This window comes from Micromonospora sp. CA-248212 (assembly GCF_050948405.1).
Taxonomy (GTDB): Bacteria; Actinomycetota; Actinomycetes; order Mycobacteriales; family Micromonosporaceae; genus Micromonospora.
Map to the genome: position 1 here is coordinate 4,980,344 of NZ_CP192023.1, position 24,288 is coordinate 5,004,631.

Consider the following 24,288-nt stretch of genomic DNA (forward strand, 5'->3'; position numbering starts at 1 on the left):
CCGGAGCCATCGACCGTGATTCACCCACCTCACCCACCCTCGACGCCCACGGATCTGCCGGCCCACTGGCGTCGGCGGCCCGCCGTCAGGATCGCTGCCGCGCTGTCCGCGCTATCCCTGCTCGCCGCTGCCGCCCTCGTGCCCGGATCGGCCGCCACGCACAACCCCGCACCGCAGGGCAGCCGCTGGCAGGTCACCTCGCCTGCCCGAACGAGTACCCCACCCTGTGAGATCCCCGCGCCGCTGACCGCCGCCGAACTGCGCGCCCTCGCCGCGCGGACCGCAGCGACGCCACCCACCGCCCTACCCGCACCGCGGCCAGCCGACCGCGTGCTCCCCCAGGTCGCCGCCGAGGCGCACTGCGACGTCCCGGGACGGTTCTCGTTCGTGCTGATACGGCAGTGGGCCGCCGACACCCGCATCGACGCAGGACGCGCGACCAGCACCGTCGTGGTCTTCGAAGAGCGGCACTGGCGCGCCGACAACGGCTCCGGACGGGCCGTCAGCCTGCGTAATCCGCCCGGTCCACAGCCCACCACGGACGAGACCTACGAGCCGGGCACGCTCGACGGAACCATCGGCCCCATCGCCGTCGACTCCGCCGGCCTCACGGCACAGATCAGCAGCATCTCGCCGCCGTTCCTCGGCGCACCGGCGGTCCTGCGCGCCATCGCCGGACTGACGTCGTGGCGCACACCCGGCCAAGACGCCCGCACCGCGATCCTCACCCTGTTGAGCAACACCAACGGGCTCACTTACCACCCCGCGGTACGAGACCGCGCCGGGCGCACCGGTGCCGGCATCAGCGCCACCGGCGACGACGGCACCACCCGCGGCCTGCTCATCCTGCATCCCAGCACCGGCGAGGTCCTCGCCTACGAACGCGCCCACTTCACGCCATCACAGCGCGGACACCCTCGCACTGGCGACGTCGAGGACTACTTGCTGTTCACCATCCACACCCGCACGAGCATGACCAACACGCCCTGACACCACGCCGCCGATCACGCCGCAACTTTCATCCGCTTTCGAACTGTCAAGGGATCTTCATGGACGCCACTGCTCGCATCCGCGCCGCCCGCTGGGCCGACAAGGACAAGGTCGCCGCGCTCATCGCCGACGCCCTGCACCCCGACCCGCTGGCCGCCTGGCTAGTGCCCGAGGCGACCCACCGGCGCCGCATCCTCACCGAGGTGGCGGTGATCTGGGTGGAACACGCCATGTTCTACGGCGACACCCACGTCACCGACGACCTCAACGCCGCCGCAGTCGGCTTCCACCGCTACCGCAGCATCCCACCACCGGCGAACTACCGTAGCCGCCTCGCCGACGCAGCCGGCGACCGTGCGGAGCGGTTCGAGATCCTCGACGGGCTGCTCAGCGCACGCCGGCCCACCGAACCGCACTACCACCTGGCATTCCTCGCCGTCGCGCCCGCCGTGCAGCGGCAAGGTATCGGCGCGGCGGTGCTCGCCCACCACCGCGACAGACTCGACCGCGTCGACCTGCCCTCGTGGACCGACGCCACCGGCGAGAGCCAGGACATCTACGCCCGCTACGGCTTCACCCCACAGGAAGCGATCCGGCTGCCCGACGGCCCGGCCGTCACCCCGATGCGCCGCACCCCTACGCCGGGATCCCATCCCCTGGACACCATCAGCGCGGCCGGTAGCTCGCAGGCCAGAGGCCTGGGCGTCTGATCCGCGCGATGGCCTCGCGAACCGAACCGTGGCCGCTCCTGCGCCCTGTCATCCGTTGTCTTGGACGAGACCGTGCCGCGCCCCCGGGGGAAACGCGACGAGCCTCGCCCGCCCGCCGCGATGCCCTCGTGCCCGCTGATCCCAGAACTCGCGCCCACGACCTACAGCGCGAGCGTATTCGGTCACCTCCTCGTTCAGCGCCGTCTCCATGACCCTCTTGGTCAGCTGCCTAATTAGCCCGTCCGGGCCGGTCAGCGACAGCCCTTATTCCTTCGCGGCCCGGGCCAGCTCGGCGGCGGCCCTCGCCTCAGCCAACGGCTCGGGCCGCTCCTAGGTCCAGTCTGGTCGTTCAGTGTCGCGGTCACCACGGCACCCTCCTCACCAGGCACCACGCGGGAAAGGGATCGTCGGCGTCGGCGGCGATGGTGGTAGGTCCGTTCGATCCAGGTCACGGTCGCGGTCCTCAACTGCTGCCGGGTGGTCCAGGTTTGGTGGTCGAGGACGTTGTTCTGCAGCAGGCCGAAAAACGTCTCCATGGCAGCGTTGTCGCCGGCGGCGCCGACCCTGCCCATCGAGCCGATCATGTGGTGCTGGTGGAGGGTGTGGACGAGTTTCCGGCTTCGGAATTGCGACCCGCGATCGGTATGCAGCACGCAGCCGGCCACGTCACCACGGCAGGCTACGGCGTGGTGCAGGGCGTTGACGGCCAGCCTCGACTTCATCCGTGAGTCGATGGAGTAGCCGACGATCCGGTTGGACCACACGTCCTTGATCGCGCACAGGTAGAGCTTGCCCTCACCGGTTCGGTGTTCGGTGATGTCGGCCAGCCACAACCGGTTCGGGCCGTCCGCGGTGAAGTCGCGGCGCACCGAATCGTCGTGCACCGGTGGACCGACCTCGCCGCCCTTGCCCCGACGCTTGCGCTTGCTGAACGCGCTGAACCAGCCCATGCCAGAGCAGATTCTCCAGGCGGTGCGCTCGACCATCGGTTGGCCGGCAGCGCGGGCCTCATCGGCCAGGAACCGATAGCCGAACTCCGGGTCGTCGCGATGCGCTTCGAACAACGCGTCCGCCCGATACGCCTGCGCCAGTTCAGCGTCGGTGACACGGCGGGCACGCCACCGGTAGTAGGGCTGACGAGCGATGTTCAACACCCGGCACGTCACCGCCACTGGGACCCCGTCGGCGGCCAGCTCGCTCACCCACCGTCGCTCTTTCCTCAGGGTGAGCCTGTCTATCAGCCATCCGACATCGCTCCTCATTGCCTCGGGTGCCGGCCTGGCGCAGGCTGGTTGTCCGGTCGCTAGGAGGGATAGCAGCTTGGGCCAACGGGGAGCGGCAGGACCAAGACCCCGGGAAGCGGCAGAGGTGCCCGTCGGTCGAGCGGTCGCCCGTGACGCCTGGCGCCGTGGACACCTGTTGGTAGAGCAGCTAGTCCTACTCGGCTCAGCTCACACAGCTGCCGAACACCAGGCGACAGAGCTGTATCGCCGAGCGCATCAAGCTGCCGTACTTCGGCGGCTGCAGAGCATGCCCACTCAAGAGCTGCGGTCGGTGCGGCAGGGCATCCGAAGCATCCCAGCCCTCGAGCGCGCGGGTTATCGGACTGTCCTGGACGTGCTACGAGCTTCGCATAACGATCTTGTACGGCTGCAAGGAGTGGGGAACCACAGCGCGGCGGCAGTAGCGGAGGCGGCGCACACCATGCAGCGCCTCGTCGCGCAAGACACGGCTGTCCGCTTGGCCGTCGACGCCAAGGATTCAGCCTTGGATCCGCTGCTGCGCGCCCTGAGGCTGCTTCGCGAGATCACACGGCTGCAGGCGGACAGCACCGCTCGGGTCGGCTCCCTCGCGGACGATCTTGACCGTGCGCTCCGTAGAGCGAGGCCAGCCACCCGCTTGGGACGGTTGATGTTCGCTCGGGCGGCCACCAAGGCGGCGGCGTGGTCAGCAGTGGCGGATGTCCAGCGCTTCCTTGCCAGCAGGCAGGCGAACGCCGCAGTGGCGCTCCTCACCGAGTGGGAACGCACCGCTGCCCAAGCAAGTGCAAGCGAACACGATGAGTTGTGGGCAGACTTCACCCAACATCCAGCCGTCTACACCACGCTGTTGGAAAGGGTTAGCGGTAGGGCTGCGGACGGCGCGGCGGCCCATGGACACCTGCCACAGGCATTACAGAACCGAGCTGGGCAAATCGGCCTTGACTTGGGGAAGCTCCGCGTGACGCTGCGCGGCTATCAAGCCTTCGGAGTGCGATACGCGCTCCTGCAACGGCGATGCATCCTCGGGGACGAGATGGGACTGGGCAAAACCATCGAGGCCATCGCCGTCTGTGCCCATCTCAGTGCAGCCGGAGAGCGCCACTTTCTCGTCGTCTGCCCGGCCAGCGTTGTCGTCAACTGGCTCGGGGAGGTAGCCCTCCACAGCACGCTGACCGCTCACCGCCTTCACGGGCCGGAGCGCGACGACGCGGTCCGACAGTGGCAAACCGCCGGAGGTGTAGCGGTCACGACCTTCGAGACGCTGAGACGGCTTTCCCTACCCAATGACCTCCGGCCAGGACTCGTCATCGTCGACGAGGCTCAGCAGATCAAGAACCCGAAGGCTCAGCGGTCTCAGGCAGTCGCCCCTTATCTCGCTCAAGCTCCGCGAGCGGTCTTCTTGACCGGTACGCCAATGCTGAACCGGGTCGAGGAGTTCCGGAACTTGATCCGATACCTCGATCCAGCGGTGGCGGCCACGATCAGCGTCACCGACGGGTTGGCCGGCGCCGACAACTTCCGCCGCAAGGTCGCCGATGTTTACCTCCGCCGCAACCAGAAGGACGTCCTCACCGAGCTTCCGGACCTGATAGAAGTCGAAGACTGGGTCGAGATGGGTCGAGCTGAAACGCGTGCCTATCGGCAGGCGGTCCAGGATCGGAAGTTCGCCAGCATGCGTCGTGCCGCCGTGGTGACGGACGAGCCAGCCGTGCCGGCGAAGGTGGAGCGGCTACTTGAGGTGGTGCAAGAGGCCGCGGACAACCAGTGGAAGGTCGTGGTCTTCTCCTACTTCTTGGAAGTACTGGAGCGCGTACGCGCGAGTCTGCCTGATTCGCCGACTTTCCTTCTCACGGGTGCCGTTGCTCCCGCTTCCAGGCAACAGGTCATTGATGAGTTCAGCGCACTCGACGGTCATGCGGTTTTGATCAGTCAGATCACCGTCGGAGGGGTGGGCTTGAACCTCCCGGCGGCGTCGGTGGTCGTGCTCACCGAGCCGCAGCTGACTCCGGCGGCCGAAGAGCAGGCCATCCGGCGGTGCTACCGGATGGGGCAGACCCGCGGGGTTCGGGTGCATCGCCTGCTCGCTAGGAACACCGTCGATCAGCGGCTTTTGGAGATGCTTGGACGTAAGACGGCGCTTATCCGGGCGTATGCACACGACAGCGTCGCGAAGAAAGCGGACCCGTCGGCGGTCGACGGCCGCTACGTCGATCACGGTCTGCTTACCGATGAGGCGATTCCGCTTGAGCAGCGGATCATCATGGTCGAGCGGCAGCGGCTCGGGCTCGATAAGCGGCCGGTTGGCTGACAGCGCGATGGGGCCGTAGCGCATGCCTCCCAGAGCTGACGGCGAATCCCTCTCAGCTGGCTTGGGGAGCATTCGGAGGTGATTGTGTCGGGGTGGCGCGAGGACGTCTGCTCGGTGGTCGACGTATGGAGGTCGGTCGCGGGCGGTTCGAGCAGGCCGACGTGGGGGCGAGTGGGACGCGCGCATCCCACAGCGGAAGCAGGCTGGTACCGCGTTGATCTTCGCGGGTCACGCGCCGACGTGGACCAGCTAGATGCGCTGCGGGTGGCGGGCCCGACCCTGCCGAAGGGAGATCAAGGAGGGTACCGGCCGCTTGAGGCGATGCAGGAGGGGCAGCAGCTCCGAGTCAGGGTGGCGGATTTCGTGGACCTCGCCGACGCCTATCTGTGGCACCTGCGGCAGTCTCCTGCGTACCTGCTGGATCGGCTTCGCGAGGTCCTGGCTACCGTAGAGCTGGAGGGTCTGGCCGGAGACCTCGCCGCCGGCCGCCTCTCGGCCGCGCCTCAGCCGCTGGAGCGTGTCGCCGGCTTCACTGCGGCGCAGTGCGAGGCGTACACATCCTGTCTGCGTCCGGGTGTGCGCCTGGTATGGGGGCCTCCGGGCACAGGTAAGACATGGGTGCTCAGCGAGGCGATCAGCTCCCTGATCGCCAGCGGTAAGCGTGTCTTGCTGGTGTCGGCTACCAACATCGCAGTCGACAACGCCCTCGCCGGAGTGATTAGGCACCGTCGGCACCGTCCCGGACAACTGATCCGCGTCGGGCCGCCCCATCTGCGGGAAATCGCCACCGACCCCGACGTGTCGCTCGCCCATCTCGTCAAGGCCGTCCTGGCCGAGGCCGAGCAACGGCGGCTGAAGGTGCAGAACCAACTGCTGGCGCTCAAGCAGACGGTCGACGAGCTACGCGTTGTTGAAGAGCTCATCGCCGACTACAACCCGGATGAGCACGCAAGCGCCCAGGCGGCGGTTGGCCGGGACCGAAACATCCCTCGATTGGCGCAACGGCTGGCGGATGTCGGGAGTCACGTGATCGCATGCCGCCACGCCCTGGTGCGCGCCGAGACGGCAGTTCGCAAGGCGCGAGCCGCAGTCGCGGAGGCCTCGGGTTCACGCGCCGCTCTGGATGCCTTGGATGACGTTCGGCGGCAGGGCGCGCTGGCTCAGCAGGAGGCTGACCAGGTTGCGATGCGGCTGCTTGCCGCTCGGGGCGAGCGCGACCGCACCGAGGCGCAGCTGGCTGCCGTTCAGAGCGGCGGTCTACTGGCGCGGACCCGAGATTGGCGCCAGCCGCAGCGTCTGCGTGGGCTGCTTCACCAGCAGCAGGAGATGCTTAGCGCGCTCGAGGAAGAGGTACAACGCAACGAGTCTCTCCTCAGCCGGTTCCACCAATCCAGCGAGCCGAAGGTGGCTGCGCTGCAGGCCGAGGCTCGGTACACCCGCGCGCAAATCGGTGGCCGTGACCACGCCTTGGCCGAGGCACAGCGAGCCCACGAAGCGTCGAGTACTGAACTGTCTGCGGCAATCGCCGAACAGGACGCGGCTCAGCAGCGGCTCCTGACGGCCGAGGCGGCACCGCGTGCTACACCAGCACAGTTGGCCCTTATCGAGCAGGCTGATCGCCACCACCTGCCAGCACAGTACGAGCGTCTGCGGTTGCTGCGCCGTCGGGTCGCTGCCGAAGCGTCTGCCCGGTCCCGCCTCGAGAAGGAGCACGCTAAGGCTCACGACGACTACGACCGTCTCCGCCGGGATGCAGAAGCCACTCTGATACGCCAGGCGCGCCTGGTTGCTACCACCCTCGCGCGATTGCGTACCGCTGACGTCCTCCTCGACGGCCCCTACGACGTCGTACTCATCGACGAAATCGGTGCCGCCACCATCCCGGAAACGCTGCTGGCGGTGTCCCGCGCCACGACCACCGCAGTGCTCCTCGGTGACTTCATGCAACTCGGCCCCGTCCTGCCGAAGCCCATCACCGACAGCAAACGTGCCGACGTACAGCGGTGGCTGTGCGACGACGTGTTCGGCATGTGCGGCATCACCGTTGCCGCCGACGCCACCGCACACCCCGGCTGCACCGTGCTCGACGAACAACACCGCTTCGGACACGACGTCATGCACGTGGCCAACGCCATCGCGTACGACGGCCTGCTACGCGCCGCACCCACCATCCCGAAGCGTGACAGCGGAGACCCAGAGATTGTCCTGATCGACACCGACAGGCTCGGAGACCTCGCCACCGTGCGAGCAACCGGCCGCACGAAAGGTTGGTGGCCGGCCGGGGCGCTCATCAGCAGGGTCCTGGCCGACTACCACCGCTCCCGCGGGGAGACGATCGGCGTCATCACCCCCTACAACCCGCAGGCCGAGGCGACTCTTGAAGCACTACGGGACCGGGAAGAGACCAGCACCGAGCCCACCGAGGTCGGCACCGCTCACCGCTTCCAAGGACGAGAGTTCGACATCGTGGTGCTCGACCTCGTCGAGGACGACGGCAAGCCTCGATGGATTGCTCAAGCCAGCATCTCTCGCGGCGGCTTCGCCCGCGAAGGCCTCAAGTTATTCAACGTTGCGGTCACCCGTACCAAGAACCGTCTCTACCTCGTCGGCAGCCGTCACCGCATCGAGCAAGCGCCTCCAGACACCGCGCTCGCGCACCTCGCGCCGCTACTGGGTGACCCCATTCGCACCGTGCCTGCAGAGCGGCTGATCACCGCACCATCGGTAGCAGAACCCGACCGCCCCGCTCTCGGAGAGTTCGGACGCGACCTGGCCGACATTCTGGCCCAACACGTCCGTGTCGCTGAGATTCAGGACGAGAAGCAGTTCTACGAAACCTTCACCGAGCATCTCAACTCCGCACGCCACTCCATCTGGATGTGGGCTACCTGGACCACGAATCGCACCAAGTCCATCGCTCCAGTGCTCGCAGACGCCATCGCACGGGGCGTCCAGGTCATCATCTTCGTCCGAGACGCGCGAGACCACCTACAGGGCACCGCCAACGCGCAGCAGAACCTTGCGACACTTCGTGCAGCCGGACCGATCATCGTCGAGGTGTACAAAATGCACCAAAAAATCGTTGTCATCGACGAACGAATTGTGCTCCTCGGAAGCCTCAACGTACTCTCACAACGCCAAAGTCGTGAGGTCATGCTCGTGATGGAAGGCACCCACTTCGCACGCAAGATACTCGAGCATGAACAGGCGGTCCAGTTCCGTCAGCCACCACCCGTTTGCGGGCGTTGCGGCAGTACCACCACGATCGCGTTGCACCGCCCGAAAGAAGGCTGGCGCTGGCGCTGTTACGCCCGGACTGCCAACCCTGCCACCGCACAGGCTGCTACCTGCGGCTGGAGCACAAATCCGAGCGAGCCGATACACGACGACATGGCGACCAGCCGGAGCTTGCGCTGACGTCGGAATCGCTGCGGCTACCGCGGGAACACCGGGATGACGATTATGTACGCAAGAAGCGCTGCGATAAGAATTATCGAGGGTCTACCTGATCTGGCAGCCTTAGTCGCCAACGCCCTCCGGGACGCGTTCGTCATTTGGCGCACCGGCGGCCGGTGTGAAACGAGGACCGCTGGTCAGGTCCTGAATGAAAAGCTCTCTGGCTTCGAGTGGTGCTGAAATCGTGCTCAGATGAGCCAGGATCAAGCGCAGGTGCTGTCCCGTGGTACCAACTGTGCCGTCGTGCAGCTTCCGGGTAGGGCATTCCCCGGCATCCACCTCCAGGGCGATACGTTCGTTGCCCTCCTGGTGCAGCTGGCGGACGCGGCGCGCCTACTGCGCCACGACCCCGGCGACCGCGCAGCTCTCGACGAGCTGGACGACGCCGTCGGAGCGGCAGAGCGCTTCCTCGACTTCTACGAAGCGACGCTCTCGCAGCGAGGTATCCAGCGGCCGTACTGACACGGCAGCCACCGGCAGAAGCTCACCTCGAAGACCACCGTCGGTCGCACCACCGCAGCAGCGACGGACATCTCACCATCGTCGAGATACGAGACGTCCCTTAGTTCCCGCGAGCGCATATCAGCAGGCCCCGCCATCAAGCAGCCGCTCGCCCGCTGCTGGCCCAGATACGGGCGCAGATCGCCGAGGCCGAGGAGCGGCTCGCCCGGGCCCAGGCCGCCGGCGACGCCCGTCGGGTCAAGGAAGCGGAGCAGGCGCTCGCCTCCAAGCGGCAGTTCCTCCAACAGAGCAGCTGAGCCCGCCGTCGGCCCGGACGAAACTCCTAAGGTTGCGAGGCGCTCGACCGCGCTGGCATCGGCTGGCAGGTGGCTCTGCACGTGCTCACCGCGTCCCGGCCGCGGATCGTGCGCCACATCGGCGCGGTAATGCACATTGTTGTCGGCGCCGGTGCCGGATGGACGACTGCTGGCGGTGGCGATCGTCGAGGCCCCACGCGTGGGGGGCTGACCCAGCTCAATATTTGATCTTGGGGTGGGTGAAGAAGCGTGTATTGCTCCCGCATGCTGCGCGCCAAGCAGCCTCTCGGCACGGGCCGGCGAGAGGGTCTCCTGCGCCGGTCCCGTCTAGGGCACCAGCCGCAGCATCGGGCGCTGGTGTGTCAGGCCCAGCAGCTCCTCGGTCCGCGCCACCGTCCAGCCCAGCTCGTGCGCGAGATCCGGCACCGTCAGGTCGGTTGCCTTGGCCGCCAGCTCGAACGCTTGCCGCAGCATGACCGTCTGCTCGCCCGGGTACCGGCTCACGGACTCGGTGGCGAATCCGGGTTGGTGGCGCAGCTCGGCCAGCCGCCGCCAGGCACGTCCGGCGGCCTGGTCCGACAGCAACCCGACCTCGCGGCACCGGTACAGCAGCGAGTCGACCGACACGCCCCACACGTGTTGCAGGTCGGCCAGCCGGCGCAGGTCGACCCGGCCGGGTAGCTCGGGCAGGATGCTGTCGCGCGGGGTCAGGAACTCCGCTGCGAAGGCATCGGCCTCGCGCTCGTGCTGTGTGTCGCCTGGGGCGGTGTCGCCGTGCAGGACCAGGTGGCCTAGCTCGTGCGCGGCGGTGAACCGGTACCGGTACACGTCGTCGGTGCGGTTCGCGGTCAGGACCATGATCGGGCGCAGGTGCGCGATGGAGAAGGCGTCGACCTCCCGGTCGGCGTGGTTCGGCGGTGGTGCGTCTACCACGATGCCGCGCGCCTCCAGGTGCCGCACCAGGTGCGGGATGGGTCGGGTGCCCAACTGCCAGTACGCGCGCAGCGCGCGGGCCGCCTCCACCGGCGAGCGCGGCAGTTCTGCCCCGGAATGCATCTCGCCGCCGGCGAAGCCGGGTAGGTCGACCGGGGGAAGCTGGACCCGTTTCTCCAGCGCCAGCGTCAGCTCCCACACCTGCTTGACATGGGCGATCGCCTTGTCGCGCTGCCACGCCCGCGCCGAGCGCAGGCTGCGGAAGTGCGCCCCGGAGGCATCGAGGCGGGCGTGCGGACGGCCGTAGACGAAGAACGTCAGCGGCACGCCCAGCGCCTCGGCCAGCCGCGGGATCAGGTCCGGTCGGGGCTTGGTGACCCCGGACTCGTACTGACCGACGGCGGCTGCAGTCACTCCGACGGCGGCGGCGACGTCCTTCTTCGTCTTGCCCGCCAGGTGCCGCGCCTGCGTCAGCCGGGCCGCGTCGAACGCCCGGGCCACCGCGCCCGGGGCGGGCGCTGCGTCCCTCGGGTCGGCCCCGGCGGTGCCGGGCAGCAACGACAGTTGGTTAACGGTCCTGGTCATTGGCCTTCGGTTCCTGTGGTGCCTGCTCTGTGGCCGGTGGGAACTGCTCGCTGTTCTCTCGCTCGACCGGCGCACGCGGGGTCAGCGGGACCGCCGGCATCACGCCGTCGTCGAAGCGCGGCGCGGCGGCCGACCCGGCCGAGTCGGTCGGGCCGGCGAGGCGGGGCCCGGGTACCGGACCGAGGGGACCCGTCGGGCCGTGGCCGCGACCCTCGCCGCCGCGCGAGCCGGGCACAGTGAGCGGCAGCTGCTCGACCCGCCGCCAGTGCACACGCCCCCGGAAACCCAGCTCTCCCTCGCCCATCCAGGCGTTCAGCACACCGGACCGGTCGTTGCTCGCATAGGCCAGCAGCGCCAGGCGGGTGCCCTCGGGCAGCCGGGTCAGCACCGGCGTGCGTTCTTCCGCGGCGTCGCCCACGGTGTCATCGGTGAGTTCGTCCAACAGCGACGCCTGCTCCGGCTCGGGTCCGTAGAAAGTAAACAACTCGGAGATCAGCGCGCTGACCTTGCGCTCGGTGATCCGCGCGCGGTGGATCGGCTTGCTGCTGTCCTTGGCGTACCGGAACGGATAGATCAAGTTACCTTCGAGCACCACAAACTCGTGCGGCGAGCTCTTAGGCTTGATGACCTGGACGCCGTCCATCTCCTTCAACGCCTCCACGATGCAGGCGTACCGGCGCGACCGCTGGACGGAGCCGAAGCCGAGCAGGTCCGTGCTCTCGGAGATCCGATGCGCGTCCTGCGCGTTCGCCAAGGCCCTGTGCAGGGCGTCCACCAAGACTACGCACACGTGCGCCGCCCGCTCGCCGAACCGCTCACGGGCCCAAGGGCCGACCGGATACTCCACCGCGCACTCCTCCGTGCAGCTTTATCGAGGAGTACCATATTAACACTACGACTTTAGTTGATCTTGCGTTCGCCTCTTCTGCGTGTCGTCGCGCATGTCGGAGGCCGACGCGCAAGGGCTGGGCCGGCGCACGTTTCCAGCTCGGAATGAACGGTAACGCTAGGCCAACGGGTCGCCGGCACGAGCGGCACCGCGGTGTTCTGGTCCGGCCGCGACGGCCTGCTCGTCGCCCTGCGATTCGACGGAATCCCCGACTCCTCCACCACCATCGGCCTCACCTCCGCCGTGGAGGGCGACCCCACCGGCCTCGTCCGCCGCCTGGAGAACCAGCTCACCGACCTGGACGCCACCCGGACCACCGTGCAGGCCCGCATCGCCGGCCAGCACGAAGAGATCGCCCGCGCCACCGAGCAGCTCGACCAGCCGTTCCCCGGCCGCGACGAGCTGCTCGACACCCGCCGCCGGCTCCGCGCGATCAACGCCGTCATCGACCTGATGGCCGACACCACCCCACCATCGAGCGGCCCGCCCGCCGTACCCGTCAACGTCGACCACTGGATGCCGACGGACCTACGCGACAGCCTGACCCCCGACGAACAGACGTGGCTGGACCGGCGCATGCAGCACGTCCCCAGCGGCGGCGCCGTCCAGGACGCGGCCCGCACCAACGACCTGGCCGACTTCACCGCCCCATTCGACAAGGCACTCACCCACGCCCTCGCCGACCCCGGAAACACCGAGTTGGCCGTCGCGGTGATGCTCAAGTGCGACGAGCCGGCCTGGCGCCAAGCCCTCTACAGCGCCGCCGGACAGGCCGTCCACCAGGCAGTCCGCGATACGCCCCCGCCAGGCTCGGCAGCGGGCCCGTCGACGCAGCGCGACAGCCGACCGGACCAGTCCGAGGTGATCAGGCCACTGGCGTCGGCCGCCATCGTCGCGGCCACGACGCCGGCGGATCGGGCGCTGCTCGACGCCTGCACTCAGCAGGCCCTGCGCGTCGACGCCGTCCAGGCCGCCGCGCGCGCCGGTGACCAGACCGCCTTCAGCGCGACGTTCGCGGCCGCGATGACCACCGCGATCGCGCAGCTCGGCGACTCCGCCGACGTGGTCCGCCTCGCCGACCTCCACGCCGATCAAGCGTTCCGCCGAGGCTTGGCCAACCTGGTCCGGGACAAACTCACGCCGACCCCGGCAGCGGAGCACCAAGCTGCCCCATCTGCCACGGTCGACGCGGCCTCGGTCGCCGCCAAGGCGTTCCTCCCCGCACCCCGCGCAGCGTCGACAGGCGCCTCGGCCGCCGCGTCCATCTCGCCGGCCCCGACTACCGCTCACCGGGCCGCCGGTCACGACCACGCCCGCTGAAGGGTTCATCGCCCACGATGGTGTGGAACAGCATCAGCGCACCCCCGGCAGCACCCCCGCCCCAGAGCACAGCCGATGGGACAGAATGGTCGGTCAGGTACGACAGCCCGCCGGCGAGCACGCCGACGACGAGTGCGAGAAGCAGCACGACGGCGGCACGGACAGTCAGCAGCGGGCCGGGGGACGACGGTGTCACGAAGACCTCCGATTCAGGTGGTGAACGACGCCCGGCTGTAGGTCCACATCGGGGAGATACCCCACGCGCACGACCGGTTTGAGCTGCGGAAAAGGTTCACAGAAAAAGTTTGAGAAAGTCCGTGGGGTGACCGCCACGGACACACCTACAAGGGGTCGTCTTCATCGTCGGTCGCGACTGGGCGGGAGCTTGCGAGTGCGCAGGCGCGAGCGGCGATGATGCCGACCCCATGCGTCACCGGGGTCGGCACAAGCGAGACGACCGAAAGGGCGATGGTGGTGGTTGGCGGCGGCGGCGCGGCGGGCGGGACGCCCGCGGGCGAGGCGCGCGCGGCTGCTCTACAACCTTCCGACTGCGCCGATTTCAACTTGGGGCAGCCTGTTCCGCTTCCGGACGTGCTGGCCAACATGAACAAGCTCTTCGCCGAGGACACCCGGCGGTTGCAGGAGAACCTTCAGCGTCGGGAGGCCGACCGACTCCTCCTGGAGGACCTTGCCGCCCGGAACTTCACCGGTCCCCGATATCGGCGCTTCGAGGACGAGCTCGCCGCCTATGGCATGGCGGTGCTGCGCGGTTGGATGCACTCCGGGTACATCTTCACCCTGGCCGCGACACGCGGGTTCTCCCTCAACCCCAGCGAGGCCGAGCTGGAGGAGCTGTTCCGCGACTCCGATGCCCGGGAGGAGCTGGCCGTCATGACCGTCGCGCTGGCGCTGCCCCGATTCCGTAAGAACGCCCTCGAAGGCGGTGGCTGGCGGTTCGAGGGCGGTGCCAGCTTGGCCACCTACTTCATGGGGGCCTGCCTGTACGAGTTCCCCAACCAGATGCGTACGCGCCGGGCCCAGCGGCGGAGATGGCACCTGCAGGATCGTGGCGACCCTAGGCTCGTCATACCCGTGGAGAGCAACGTCGACGACCCGGCGGTCATCACTGCCGGGAACCAAAGGGTCCGTGACGCCCTCATCAAAGCCGAAGCTCGGACCGCCGCCGTTGTGGCACTCACCCTGGACGGCTACAGCCAGGAGGAGATGGTCGAGCTGCTGGGCGAGACCTCCGTCCGAGCGATCGAGGGCGTGCTGCACCGGTGGCGCAAGAAGGAGAAGACGGCACATCAGGGAGGTGAGTGCCGTGACTGAGCACGACGGTGATCTGGACCGCTTCGAGCAGCTGCTTGAAAACTCTTCCCTGGGCACGGCGGGCGCCCGCCGACTACGTCGCCGGACATCTACGCGGCACCTAGCGGCAGTACGCCGAATTCAGCAGCTGCGCAATCAAATGGCGCATTCCCCATCGGTAGAAGCCGCAAGGGCAGCGGCGACTGAGCTGGTCGAATTCCTCAGAGAGCTTGGGTACCACGGCCAAGCAGAGCACGTTCTAGATACTGAGCTGGTCGAATTCCTCAGGAAGCTTGTGTACCACGGCCAAGCAGAGCACGTGCCACATGAAGCCCTCCCCGGCAGCGATGCCACTGCCGTCGCCAAACTCGCGGAGGCTACTGCTCGGGCCACCGATTACCGTTGGACGCCCCAAAGCCCAGAACGGTCCGTCGGGGCGACGCAGAGCATAGAGGCCTACTTCACACAGAAGGAGACGAAGGCCAGGCTGACTCTGCTGCTACGGCGCGAAGGGCTCGCCAAGGACGACCCGCAGTGGTGGAGGGAGATTCGAGGGGTGTACGCAGAACTGCGTCAACATATCGGTGCAACCCCGGTGCCAAACGCCCCACCTCCTGGCGAAGTCGAACCTGGCCGACTGCCTATACTCGTGGTGCTTTTTTCCTATTCTGCCGCCAGAATAGAAGCACTCCAGTCCTACTTCGATGATTGGCTGGACAGGGAGCCCGGGCGTCTAATCAAGGCTGCTGTCGACACGCCTGGTGGAGGGCGTCAGATATATGATTTGGCTGGAAGTCGGGGTGCGAACGCGGACGCGCAAGGCGACACCAACCGCAACGAGCGGACCGGACACAGCAGTTAACCGTCGCGGCGACCGGCCGTCGTAGACGGCTTGCACACTGCCAGGTCAACTGCCGTGACGACCTTTCGATGCAGTGGTCCCCGCCCGCGCCAGTCGCGGTGACGTCCCGGCGAACGCGTTCCAGCGCAGGCCGTTACAGGGTCGTCAGCCGGTGGGTGCGGTTCAGACTCGCGGGGCAGACGAAGGACGCATCGACCACCCAGAAGCCGCACCACAGGGTGTATGCGTTTGTATGCTTCTCCCATATCGGTAGATCCGTACCGGTTCTCCTACGAAAGCGGCGAGGCGCTCGACCGCGCCGGCGTCGGCTGGCAGGCGGCTCTGCACGTGCTCACCGCCTCCCGGCCGCGGATCGTGCGCCACATCGGTGCGGTGATGCACGTCATCGGCGCGGTGCCGGACCGGCGGCTGCTGGCGGTGGCACTCATCGAGGAAACCGACGGCGAGTACGTGGTGGTCGGGGCTCGGTGGCTCGACGAGGACGAGGCGCAGCCGCTGCGCAAGTTGATGGAGAGGGCGGACGATGAGCCGAGCAGAGGACATCAGAGCGGCGCAGGAGTCGCTGGAGAGCCGCGACTGGTCCGACGCGGTGGTCGACGACACTCCGCCGACGACGAAGGTGAGCATGTCCGCCCGGTACCCGAGCGGCACCGCCCGCCGGGTGCTGGAGGACGCCGAGGCCCGCGGCGTGAAGCCGGGGGTGATCCTGCGGGAGATCGTGGAGGCGTATTACGCCACGCTCGACGCCGCCGGCGACGAGCCGATCACCGTGCGGCCGGCCGACGTCGTCCGCGCGCTGGCCCAGGTTGCCCGGCGGGAGCGTCCCGCTGCTGCCTAGGGCGATGTCGGACGCTGGCCGTACGGTCTGACCATGCAGCAGGTGGATGACTTCTCTACGCCCAGTCGGGCGCCGATGCTCGTCGTTCGCTGGAAGGCCGGCCGGGTCCACGTCAGTCAGGACGGGATCAAGACATGGTGCGGTGCCCTGGTGCCTGACACCGCCACTCGCACCGTCCCGACGGTCGACTGGCACCAGCACACCAACTGCTACAACTGTGCCTACCGGCTTTGGCCGCTGTACGCGCCACCCGGCTACCTGCGTCCCGTCAACGGCCAGGACTTCCCCATCCGCCGCGTCTGCTCCCACGGCGGTGACCCTCGCGCGTGCACCACCTGCAAGCCGCGCCCACCGAGGAACTGGCCCTGCACGCGCGGCTGTACCGACCCGCGCGATCACCAGGCCGACCGCCGGTACACCAAGTGCACCGTCTTCCCGCCCCGCCAGCCGATCGCACAGGGCGGGCGCTGCATCGGTGGCTGCGAGTCCACGCACCGGGTGCTGCACCGCGCCAACCCCGGCATGTTCTTCGACCTGGCCGACAGTGATTCCCTGACCTGCTATCACTGCGGGTTGTACGTCTGCGTCGGCTGCGAGGCCGCCCCGGTGGCGTCCACCCTGACGTTCTGCGACGCCTGCCCCTGAACGCGCCAGCGCGCACTCTACCGGCCCGGAACCTCGGCGGTCACGCCCGCTGAAGGGGACCGCGACGGTGCCGGTGGCGCCTCAGCCGGTCGGCCCGCCGACGCAGCGACGGTGACCACCGCCGCAGTCGACTGAGGGAACGCCTGGGTCGCGAGCTTCGCCCCGTTCACGTCACGAGACTTGTTTTTGGTCTACCGGCGGACCCACGGGCTTCACCTGACACTGGGACCTAGAAAATCTTGGACCTGGCGGTTAACGCTGGTCCACTTTTTGCCCTCTACCTATCAGTGCCACGCACCAGCGTGGGCTCAACGACTGAAGCGAGGCTCAGTGGACGTATCGAACTGGGGCGGACTCGCGGCTGCCGCCGTCGCCAGCGTCACCGGCTTGGCGGCGCTGTGGATCCGCGTTCGGTGGCGCATGCGACAGGAGAAGGCACGCGGTGACTCGCTCGTAGCGATCGCCGAGGCCCTGCCCTCCGGTGGCCGGCTGCGCGACCAACGCGCCGACGGATCCTGCATCACCCTGACGGTGCCCGCGACACCCGTCACCGGGAGCCCTCGTGGATGACAAGACCACTGAGCGGTCCGAGCCACCGTTGGAGAACCCGATGAACATTTTCGGGATCCCCGAGCAGGCGACGCCACTCGCACCGACGCTCGAACTCGCAGCCTGCGACCGGGACCGGATCCGCGACGAGTTCAGCGCCTTCTACGAAGGGTTCATGGCTCGCCTGAGCGCGTGGGTGTACCTGCACGGGTGGGCCTCCGAAGCTGACGCCTACGACATCGCGCAGGAGACGATGCGCCTGGCCTTCGAGAGGTGGCCCACGATCGAACACCCGAAAGCCTGGGCTCGCAGGACCGCCTCCCGGCTGTCCGTTCAGCGGCTCGCCAGCGACGAGCTGCTCCCGCTCGAAGACAACGAGGACCGAATCCCCCGCAAGGTGGATGCGTGCAGGTTCGCCGCCTCGGAAACTCTGCACGACTTCCGGGCGGCGTTGCAGCAACTGCCGCCGCGCCAGCGCCAGCTACTGCTGTGGGCATCGGAGGAGTACGAGCCGACCGAGATCGCCAAAGAGCTGAAGATGACACCGGAGGCGGTGCGAACCAGCCTGTGGAAGGCGAGGCGTCGACTTGCCGAGATCATGCAGACGCAGGACGCGGGCGAGCAGTGAGCGAGGGGGCGACCGTGAACGACCAAACCACAGGGACGCCGAAGAGGCACCCCACCACCGCCGACCCGAGGCCGCTGAAGGACTTCGTGGACGGTGAAGACATCGACGCAGCGGGCCGTGCGGCCCTCGATGAGATCGAGCGTCGGTTTGAGCAGACGTGGGACATCAAGGCAGGGCTGCAGGAGATCTTCCTGACGGAGCACTACCGCCGTGCAGTCACATCCCAGCAGAGCAAATTCGATGCCAGCGCCGGGTTGGCGGCGATTGTCGGCCCGGCTCGACCCTGGGTCCAGTGGGTAGAGCAGCTTTTCGACCCCGCCGATGGTGGCGCAGACCTCATCGCAACGGACAACGACACCCGCGAGGTGTATCTGGTTGAAGTCAAGCACCACCTCCCCACTCCACCCGACACCCTTCAGCAGATCGATTCGCTAGCCCGCAGGATCCTCGCAGTCCTCCACCACGCCCTCCTGGCCGACCGGGACCAACTGGCCATCAATCTCGAATACGACGAGGCCATGTCGTCCGCGCTCGAGTCTGCGAAGAGGTTGCGCAACCTCCCCAGCGCCATCGAAGACCGCCTCGTCACGCGCGAACAGGCGGTGCACGTGGTAGAGAGCGTGGCGGAAGCCTGCCAATTCCTCTGGCAAGTGGTGCGCGTAACCACTGTTTTTCGACGGACGCTCCCACGGGATCTCTCGCACTACGAGAACGATCTATTGGATCTTTCCAACGAGGCGTACCGGCTGCGTGTGCCCGTCCAACGCCTGTTCGACCCCTCGGACGACTTGGTTGACACGCTGCTATGACGACAGTTCCGCGCTGGCCCTGGCGCCCACGGGCCACTGGGCACGGCCCGGCGTTCAGGTCAGCGCCTCGGTCACTGATTCGGCATGTAGTTGAGCGCCAAGCCCTCGCCGTAGCGGTGACCCTCACCGGTCAAAATCTGCGCCCCGTGCTCCAGCGACGCCAGCACCGTCGTGGCCAGGTCGACCCGACTGGTCGCTCCCAGCCAGTACGACAGCTCCAACCAGTCCTCGCCCCAGGTCGGCAGCACCGCGCAGGCATCCATCGCCAGCAGTGCGTGAAGGTCTTGCCGGTCCTTCGAATCGATCACCAGCTTCAGGGCCTCGGCCACGGTGACGGCGGTGACGCCGAAGCGCTGCCGGTCGGTGACGACCTCGCCCACTGGTTCCACAGAATGGACCGACCCCGCCACGTAAGCGAGCAACGCCGAGCGATCCAGCACGAGCGAGACCTGGGGCGGTTCATCCTCGGGGGTCACGCCGCCGACGCCGACTGATCCCCGCCGGCCTGCTCCATGTGCTGGCGGACCCGCTCGCGGACCGCCGCGAAGCGCTCCGCAGGCCACTCGGCCTGCACCGCGTACCGGCGGGCGCGGGCGGCGGCCAGGCCCTCCAACGTCAGCGTCACCCCGCGGCGAGCCTGCTCGTCACGGAACTGATCCCACGCCCGCTGGGCCCGCACCGCCCCGGTCACGTAGGCGCTCGCCTTGCCCGGCCCCTGCTGCTCCAGACCCTGCATCGAGGCGAAGATCCGGAACAACCGGTACGTCGGGGACCGACGCGGTGGAGACGGATGTGAGCCATGTTGAATGGCGGGATGCTCGTCAACCCGCTGCCCGGCACCGAGCGCACGGTGCTCGACTCCGCTCTCGACTACCTGCTCAACAGGCTGCACGCCGTCGTCGGAGGCGGCGGCGGCGGCGGGACAGTGGCCATCGAGCGGGCGTTCGCGTACATCGAGTGGGTACACGAAGCACGTCGACGGCTCTACAACCTGATCCGGCCCGCCGAGCTGGAGCAGCTACTCGGGCTTCGAAGCTACGAGACCATCCTCACGGCCACGAGCCCGTTCGGGGGCCCGGGAGGCGAGCGGGTCCTCAACAGTCTGGTTTCCACCGAACTCACCGAACGGGTCACCGTCTTCGAGCACGCGATTCGCAACCTCAAGGAGCGCGTCGACCAGCTCTACCGTGCCGGCGTCCTGGTCGTGCTCGACACCAACGTCTATCTGCACTACCCGCAGGAGCTGCACGAGATCGACCTGCGGCAGGACCTCGGGCTGCGCGAAGAACCGATCTACATCCTGGTACCGATGGCCGTCGTCGACGAGCTGGACGGCAAGAAGCAACATCAGAACAAGGACACCCGGCGCCGGGCCCGGATGGTCACGGCCAAGATCGAGCAGGTGGTCCGGAACGGCGGCCGGCTCCGCGAGCAGGACTACTCACCCCTGGGCAGCGGCGGCATCCCGCGCGGCGAGATCACCTTGGACGTCGTCTTCGATCCGCCAGGGCACACCCGGCTGTCGATCACCGACGACGAGATCGTCGACCGTGCGGCGACCCTCCAGACCCTGGCCGGTCGCCGCGTCCGCCTGCTCACCTACGACACCGGCATGGCCATGCGAGGGCGCAACGCCGGCCTGACTGTGCACAAGCTCCAGCACTCCAGGACCGACGACGGAAGGTAGCTGAGCACCGCGCCGGCCGGGCCCCTACCGGCCCGGCGCTTCAGCGGTCACGCCCGCTGAAGGAGACCGCGGCGGTGCCGGTGACGCCACGGTTGGCCGGCCCGCTGACGAGGCGTCGGTGACAGCGGTCGCGGTCGACTGGGGGAACGCCCGCCTGGGCCGCGAGCTTCGCCGCGTGTATGCCACGATCACCAGTCCCGGCAGACGCCTGGCCGGCCTCGGGGCGGTCGCCGCGTGCGTCCTCGCCCCCTGCTGCCACCGTCTCCCGCCACTCACCGTCAAGGGTGACGGTGGGACGGTCCCCGTCGCCCTGGACGGTGCCGTCTGCCTGTGTCGCTGCGGCGCCCTGCTCGGTGGCGTAGTCGTCGGCCACCCGGAACGGGTACGCAGCCGGTGTGTGGGCCTGGTCGACGAACGCGGGCACCTGCCGCAGCAGAGCGCGCACATCGTGCCCGGCGCGCTCCAACTGGTCGAGCTTGTAGGCCAGCGCCGGCCACGCCCGCCGAGGCGATGACCCGCTCCGCCCGGTCGGCGGTCCACACCTCCCGCACGTGCACTGCCATCGCCTCCTGACGCTCCTGTGCGGTGCGGCGCCGCTCGCCGGCGTCATCGGTCCGGGCCTCCGCTGGTGGGGCCTCTGCCGGCCCGTCGACGTCGTCCACGGCGGCACGGTCGAGCTGGTCGGACAGCCATGCCTCGTCTCCCGGTCGGGCACCGGTCTGCGCGTCGATATGGACTCCGCGTTCGGCGAGCCGCACGACGATGACCCGCTGGGCGGCCTGGGCGCGCGGGTCGACGCCCGCCCACTCGGCGCTGGCCCGCCAGGCCCGCGCGATGTCCTCGGCCGATGCCTGCCGCCACCACGACGGCGGGGGTGCTGGCCGCCACACGGTTACGCCGGCCTGCTGGGCCGCGCGCACCTGAGCGCGGATGCGACGGGCCTGTCCCTCGCTGGCGCGAGCGGCGCGTTGTAGCTGGGCGATGCGGATCTCGATGGCCGCCTGCGCCAGTTGCCCAGCGGCCTGGACCCCGGCCGTGACCGCCGCGATAGCTCGCTGGTGGATCCCGGCCACCTCGTTGTATACCTCTGTGCTGGGCGATACTGGGATCGAACCAGCGACGTCTTGGGCGTGAACAGAGTGGTCTGGGGATCGTCGCTAGTCCACGCAGAAGCGCACCAGCACGCCGCGTCGCCCAGCAGCGTTGGCCTCGTTTCGAGGCGCCCGAGAGACATGACAACCGCATAGATGTAACGCCTGCCTCTGCTCAGCGAGCGGCCGATGCCTGACGGCATCGGCCGCTTCTTCATGCCCGCCGGGGCACCCCGGCACACGAACCAACTTCGGAGGACCTGTCCATGACCATCCACCCATCCGACACGGCGCGAACCTCCAACGCATCAAGCTGCAACACGACCACCCCGCTCCCTCACGACGACAGTGCCCGCATCGCCCTCCAGCCCGCCGTGCTTCGAAACCGGGTCGCAGAGCCCAGGGCGCGAACGAAGCACGTCCACCGACGGATGTCTCCGCCGGGCCAGCCACCGGACGGAGGCGTATGACTCTGCCGTCCGATCACCAACTTCAGCAACGCAAGGAGTCCGTTCCGGCGACGGGCACGGCACCGGACAAACGACTTGACCGGTCCAGTGAAGGTGACGGTTCATGGACGGTCGACGACGTCGACGGACGTGCGTCGACCGCGCTCATCAGGGTGGAGGCTCCCCGTCAGCCACCTGAGCTGCACCCCGGCGCCGCTGCGGCCCTACTGAAGCTACTCAGACGCGTCAACGACCACCGCACGAACAACTCGATCGAGGACAACGGATGATCACCCCTCAACCGAAACCCTTCGCCTTCTACGGCCGCGTGTCGACCGAGGACAACCAAGACCCAGAATCGTCTAGAAGCTGGCAACTCACTCGGGCGACCACGCTCATCCAGCCCCATGGCGGCCGAATTGTCACCGAATATTTCGACATTGGCCAGAGCCGCTCGCTCCCGTGGCAGCGCAGGACCCAAGCCAACCTCCTTCTCGCAGCGCTCCGCGATCCACGGCGCGAGTTCTCCGCCGTCGTCGTCGGCGAACCTCACCGCGCCTTCTACGGCAACCAGTTCGGCCTCACGGTGCCGCTGTTCGCCCACTACGGCGTCGAACTTTGGGTGCCCGAGATTGGCGGCCCCATCGACCCCGACAACGAGGCGCACGAACTGGTCATGTCCGTCTTCGGCGGCATGAGCAAGGGAGAACGCAACCGGATCAAGCTCCGCGTCCGCACCGCTATGGCCGCCCAGACCCTCCTCGAGGGCCGCTACCTAGGCGGGCGCCCGCCCTACGGCTACACCCTCCGCGATCTTGGGCCCCACCCCAACCCCGCTAAGGCGACCGACGGCAAACGCCTCAAGGGCCTCACTCCTGACGAGCAGACCGCCCCGTTCGTTCGGCAGATCTTCACCGAGTTCCTCGCCGGCGTCGGCCTCTTCGCCATCGCCGAAGGGCTCACCGCCAATCACGTACCCTGCCCATCAGCACACGACCGCGCCCGCAACCGCCACCGCAGCGGCATCGCCTGGTCCAAGAGCGCTGTCCGCGTCATCCTCACCAACCCTCGCTACACCGGGCGGCAGGTCTGGAACAAGCAACGCACCGACGAGGTGCTGCTCGACGTCGACGACGTGGCAATGGGCCACACCGGCGTCATGCGCTGGAACGCCCGCGACAAGTGGGTGGTCTCCAAGGAGATCACCCACGAACCACTCATCGACGACGCGACCTTCGAGCAGGCCCAAGCCATCCTGCAGCGGCGGGGCCGGGGAACCGGCGGACAACACGTCCGGCAGCGCACCCGCAACCCCTACGTCTTCCGCGGCCTGATCTACTGCGTCGCCTGTAACCGGCGCATGCAGGGCCAGTACAACCACGGCGACGCCTACTACCGCTGCCGCTTCCCCCAGGAATACGCCCTTGCCAACCAGGTCCCCCACCCCCGCAACGTGTACCTGCGCGAGGACGCCCTCACCGACCCGCTCGACACCTGGCTGGCCTCCGTCTTCGCACCCCACCGCATCGAACAAACGATCACCGCGATGGCCGACACACAGCCCTTTGATCATCCGTCCGCGACTGCCGCAGCAGCCCAGACGATCATCACCGAGTGCGACGCCAAGTTGGAGCGCTACCGGGCCGCCCTCGATGCTGGAGCCGACCCGGCGGTTGTCACCAGCTGGATTGCCGGGACCCAAGCCGAACGCGCCCGCGCGGAAGCAGAGCTCCGCGTGAACTCAGGCACCTCCCCGCGCAGGATGAGCCGAGCAGAAATCACGGCCCTGGTGGACGCACTCGGCGACCTCACCACCGTGCTACGCGACGCCGATCCGGCCGACAAGGCCGAGGTTTACCGGCAACTCGGTCTCCGGCTGAACTACCAGGCTGAAACGCAAACGGTGCGCGCTGCAGTCGATCTCAGCGCGCACCGTGGGGCAATGGTTTGTGTCCGAGGGGGGACTTGAACCCCCACGCCCTATACGGGCACTAGCACCTCAAGCTAGCGCGTCTGCCATTCCGCCACCCGGACTTGCTCGTTCAGCCTACCTTGCCGACCCAGATGATCTTGCATCCGAAGGCCGGCCCAGCGGGCCGCACGGGGAGTTACTGTACACGGCGCCCATGGATCATGCACATCACCCTCCCGCCACCGCTCACACCGCCACTGAGGGTCACCAGAGTCGGCTCGAGCGCAGGGCCGGGT

23 protein-coding genes, 1 tRNA gene and 3 pseudogenes are annotated in these 24,288 nt (G+C 68.0%); 18 read left to right on the top strand and 9 right to left on the bottom strand.

The genetic code is table 11. The features are described 5' to 3' along the window. The first annotated feature begins 15 nt into the window (after positions 1–15). On the top strand, positions 16–990 hold the full coding sequence (locus ACQP03_RS23365; protein ID WP_433458492.1) for a hypothetical protein: 975 nt from the start codon (positions 16–18) through the stop codon (positions 988–990). A 59-nt stretch (positions 991–1,049) separates the two neighbouring features. After that, positions 1,050–1,700 carry a GNAT family N-acetyltransferase gene (locus ACQP03_RS23370; RefSeq protein WP_433458494.1) on the top strand — a complete coding sequence of 217 codons (651 nt, stop codon included), beginning with the start codon at positions 1,050–1,052 and terminating at the stop codon, positions 1,698–1,700. Between the two features lie 174 nt (positions 1,701–1,874). Here the strand turns inward: ACQP03_RS23370 and ACQP03_RS23375 are convergent. Further along, positions 1,875–2,065: pseudogene (locus ACQP03_RS23375) on the bottom strand (IS256 family transposase); the annotation flags it as partial. Positions 2,066–2,077: 12 nt separating this feature from the next. Continuing rightward, positions 2,078–2,902: pseudogene (locus ACQP03_RS23380) on the bottom strand (IS3 family transposase); the annotation flags it as partial. A gap of 502 nt (positions 2,903–3,404) precedes the next feature. On the opposite strand from ACQP03_RS23380, the gene ACQP03_RS23385 reads away from it, so the two are divergent. The 4 genes and pseudogenes from ACQP03_RS23385 to ACQP03_RS23400 form a co-directional block, all read left to right on the top strand. Then, on the top strand, positions 3,405–5,270 hold the full coding sequence (locus ACQP03_RS23385) for a DEAD/DEAH box helicase (protein WP_433458496.1): 1,866 nt from the start codon (positions 3,405–3,407) through the stop codon (positions 5,268–5,270). Between the two features lie 363 nt (positions 5,271–5,633). Then, positions 5,634–8,687 (top strand): AAA domain-containing protein, encoded by a 3,054-nt coding sequence (locus tag ACQP03_RS23390; protein WP_433458498.1) that lies wholly within the window; start codon positions 5,634–5,636, stop codon positions 8,685–8,687. Positions 8,688–8,918: 231 nt separating this feature from the next. Further along, entirely contained in the window at positions 8,919–9,188 is a 270-nt protein-coding gene (locus ACQP03_RS23395) for a DUF6959 family protein (protein WP_433458500.1), read from the top strand. Positions 9,189–9,340: 152 nt separating this feature from the next. Continuing rightward, positions 9,341–9,484 (top strand): annotated as a pseudogene (locus ACQP03_RS23400) (DUF349 domain-containing protein); the annotation flags it as partial. Between the two features lie 327 nt (positions 9,485–9,811). On the opposite strand, the gene ACQP03_RS23405 reads toward ACQP03_RS23400, so the two are convergent. Together ACQP03_RS23405 and ACQP03_RS23410 are read right to left on the bottom strand one after the other, a co-directional pair. Further along, positions 9,812–11,002 (bottom strand): ImmA/IrrE family metallo-endopeptidase, encoded by a 1,191-nt coding sequence (locus ACQP03_RS23405; protein ID WP_433458502.1) that lies wholly within the window; start codon positions 11,000–11,002, stop codon positions 9,812–9,814. Then, a complete protein-coding gene (locus ACQP03_RS23410; RefSeq protein WP_433458504.1) occupies positions 10,986–11,849 on the bottom strand; it encodes a hypothetical protein in 864 nt (287 codons plus the stop codon). The genes ACQP03_RS23405 and ACQP03_RS23410 overlap by 17 nt, the downstream gene beginning before the upstream one ends. A gap of 195 nt (positions 11,850–12,044) precedes the next feature. Here ACQP03_RS23410 and ACQP03_RS23415 point away from each other — a divergent pair, with 195 nt between their 5' ends. Next, on the top strand, positions 12,045–13,211 hold the full coding sequence (locus ACQP03_RS23415; protein ID WP_433458506.1) for a hypothetical protein: 1,167 nt from the start codon (positions 12,045–12,047) through the stop codon (positions 13,209–13,211). Here the strand turns inward: ACQP03_RS23415 and ACQP03_RS23420 are convergent. Then, positions 13,171–13,407: a hypothetical protein gene (locus ACQP03_RS23420; protein WP_433458508.1), complete on the bottom strand. Its 237-nt coding sequence runs from the start codon at positions 13,405–13,407 to the stop codon at positions 13,171–13,173. The genes ACQP03_RS23415 and ACQP03_RS23420 overlap by 41 nt on opposite strands. A 395-nt stretch (positions 13,408–13,802) precedes the next feature. On the opposite strand from ACQP03_RS23420, the gene ACQP03_RS23425 reads away from it, so the two are divergent. From ACQP03_RS23425 to ACQP03_RS23455, 7 genes are all read left to right on the top strand, one after another. Continuing rightward, positions 13,803–14,543 (top strand): hypothetical protein, encoded by a 741-nt coding sequence (locus ACQP03_RS23425; protein WP_433458510.1) that lies wholly within the window; start codon positions 13,803–13,805, stop codon positions 14,541–14,543. Continuing rightward, on the top strand, positions 14,536–15,384 hold the full coding sequence (locus ACQP03_RS23430) for a hypothetical protein (protein WP_433458512.1): 849 nt from the start codon (positions 14,536–14,538) through the stop codon (positions 15,382–15,384). Before ACQP03_RS23425 ends, ACQP03_RS23430 begins: the two co-directional genes overlap by 8 nt. A gap of 523 nt (positions 15,385–15,907) precedes the next feature. Then, the gene (locus ACQP03_RS23435; RefSeq protein WP_433458514.1) at positions 15,908–16,222 is read left to right on the top strand and encodes a hypothetical protein; all 315 of its coding nucleotides are present in this window, start codon (positions 15,908–15,910) and stop codon (positions 16,220–16,222) included. A gap of 33 nt (positions 16,223–16,255) precedes the next feature. Next, on the top strand, positions 16,256–16,867 hold the full coding sequence (locus ACQP03_RS23440) for a hypothetical protein (RefSeq protein ID WP_433458516.1): 612 nt from the start codon (positions 16,256–16,258) through the stop codon (positions 16,865–16,867). A 330-nt stretch (positions 16,868–17,197) separates the two neighbouring features. Then, positions 17,198–17,437: a hypothetical protein gene (locus tag ACQP03_RS23445; RefSeq protein WP_433458518.1), complete on the top strand. Its 240-nt coding sequence runs from the start codon at positions 17,198–17,200 to the stop codon at positions 17,435–17,437. After that, positions 17,430–18,044, top strand: coding sequence for an RNA polymerase sigma factor (locus ACQP03_RS23450; protein WP_433458520.1), 615 nt, complete (start codon positions 17,430–17,432; stop codon positions 18,042–18,044). Before ACQP03_RS23445 ends, ACQP03_RS23450 begins: the two co-directional genes overlap by 8 nt. A 14-nt stretch (positions 18,045–18,058) precedes the next feature. Continuing rightward, positions 18,059–18,853 carry a hypothetical protein gene (locus ACQP03_RS23455; RefSeq protein WP_433458522.1) on the top strand — a complete coding sequence of 265 codons (795 nt, stop codon included), beginning with the start codon at positions 18,059–18,061 and terminating at the stop codon, positions 18,851–18,853. A gap of 71 nt (positions 18,854–18,924) precedes the next feature. On the opposite strand, the gene ACQP03_RS23460 is transcribed toward ACQP03_RS23455, so the two are convergent. Then, positions 18,925–19,329 carry a hypothetical protein gene (locus ACQP03_RS23460; RefSeq protein ID WP_433458524.1) on the bottom strand — a complete coding sequence of 135 codons (405 nt, stop codon included), beginning with the start codon at positions 19,327–19,329 and terminating at the stop codon, positions 18,925–18,927. Continuing rightward, on the bottom strand, positions 19,326–19,589 hold the full coding sequence (locus ACQP03_RS23465; RefSeq protein WP_433458526.1) for a hypothetical protein: 264 nt from the start codon (positions 19,587–19,589) through the stop codon (positions 19,326–19,328). Before ACQP03_RS23465 ends, ACQP03_RS23460 begins: the two co-directional genes overlap by 4 nt. Before the next feature lie 63 nt (positions 19,590–19,652). On the opposite strand from ACQP03_RS23465, the gene ACQP03_RS23470 reads away from it, so the two are divergent. Then, positions 19,653–20,540: a PIN domain-containing protein gene (locus ACQP03_RS23470; RefSeq protein ID WP_433458528.1), complete on the top strand. Its 888-nt coding sequence runs from the start codon at positions 19,653–19,655 to the stop codon at positions 20,538–20,540. 40 nt (positions 20,541–20,580) lie between these two features. On the opposite strand, the gene ACQP03_RS23475 is transcribed toward ACQP03_RS23470, so the two are convergent. After that, the gene (locus tag ACQP03_RS23475; RefSeq protein ID WP_433458530.1) at positions 20,581–21,006 is read right to left on the bottom strand and encodes a hypothetical protein; all 426 of its coding nucleotides are present in this window, start codon (positions 21,004–21,006) and stop codon (positions 20,581–20,583) included. A gap of 85 nt (positions 21,007–21,091) precedes the next feature. Between ACQP03_RS23475 and ACQP03_RS23480 the strand changes: the two genes are divergently transcribed. The 3 genes from ACQP03_RS23480 to ACQP03_RS23490 all read left to right on the top strand — a co-directional run bounded on the left by ACQP03_RS23480 (position 21,092) and on the right by ACQP03_RS23490 (position 24,049). After that, entirely contained in the window at positions 21,092–21,514 is a 423-nt protein-coding gene (locus ACQP03_RS23480) for a hypothetical protein (RefSeq protein ID WP_433458532.1), read from the top strand. Between the two features lie 583 nt (positions 21,515–22,097). Next, positions 22,098–22,370, top strand: a complete 273-nt coding sequence (locus ACQP03_RS23485) for a hypothetical protein (protein WP_433458534.1) — start codon at positions 22,098–22,100, stop codon at positions 22,368–22,370. Continuing rightward, positions 22,367–24,049, top strand: a complete 1,683-nt coding sequence (locus ACQP03_RS23490) for a recombinase family protein (protein ID WP_433458536.1) — start codon at positions 22,367–22,369, stop codon at positions 24,047–24,049. The genes ACQP03_RS23485 and ACQP03_RS23490 overlap by 4 nt, the downstream gene beginning before the upstream one ends. Here the strand turns inward: ACQP03_RS23490 and ACQP03_RS23495 are convergent. Then, positions 24,031–24,114, bottom strand: a tRNA-Leu gene (locus ACQP03_RS23495). The two genes, ACQP03_RS23490 and ACQP03_RS23495, sit on opposite strands and share 19 nt — an antisense overlap. Positions 24,115–24,288: the final 174 nt, after the last annotated feature.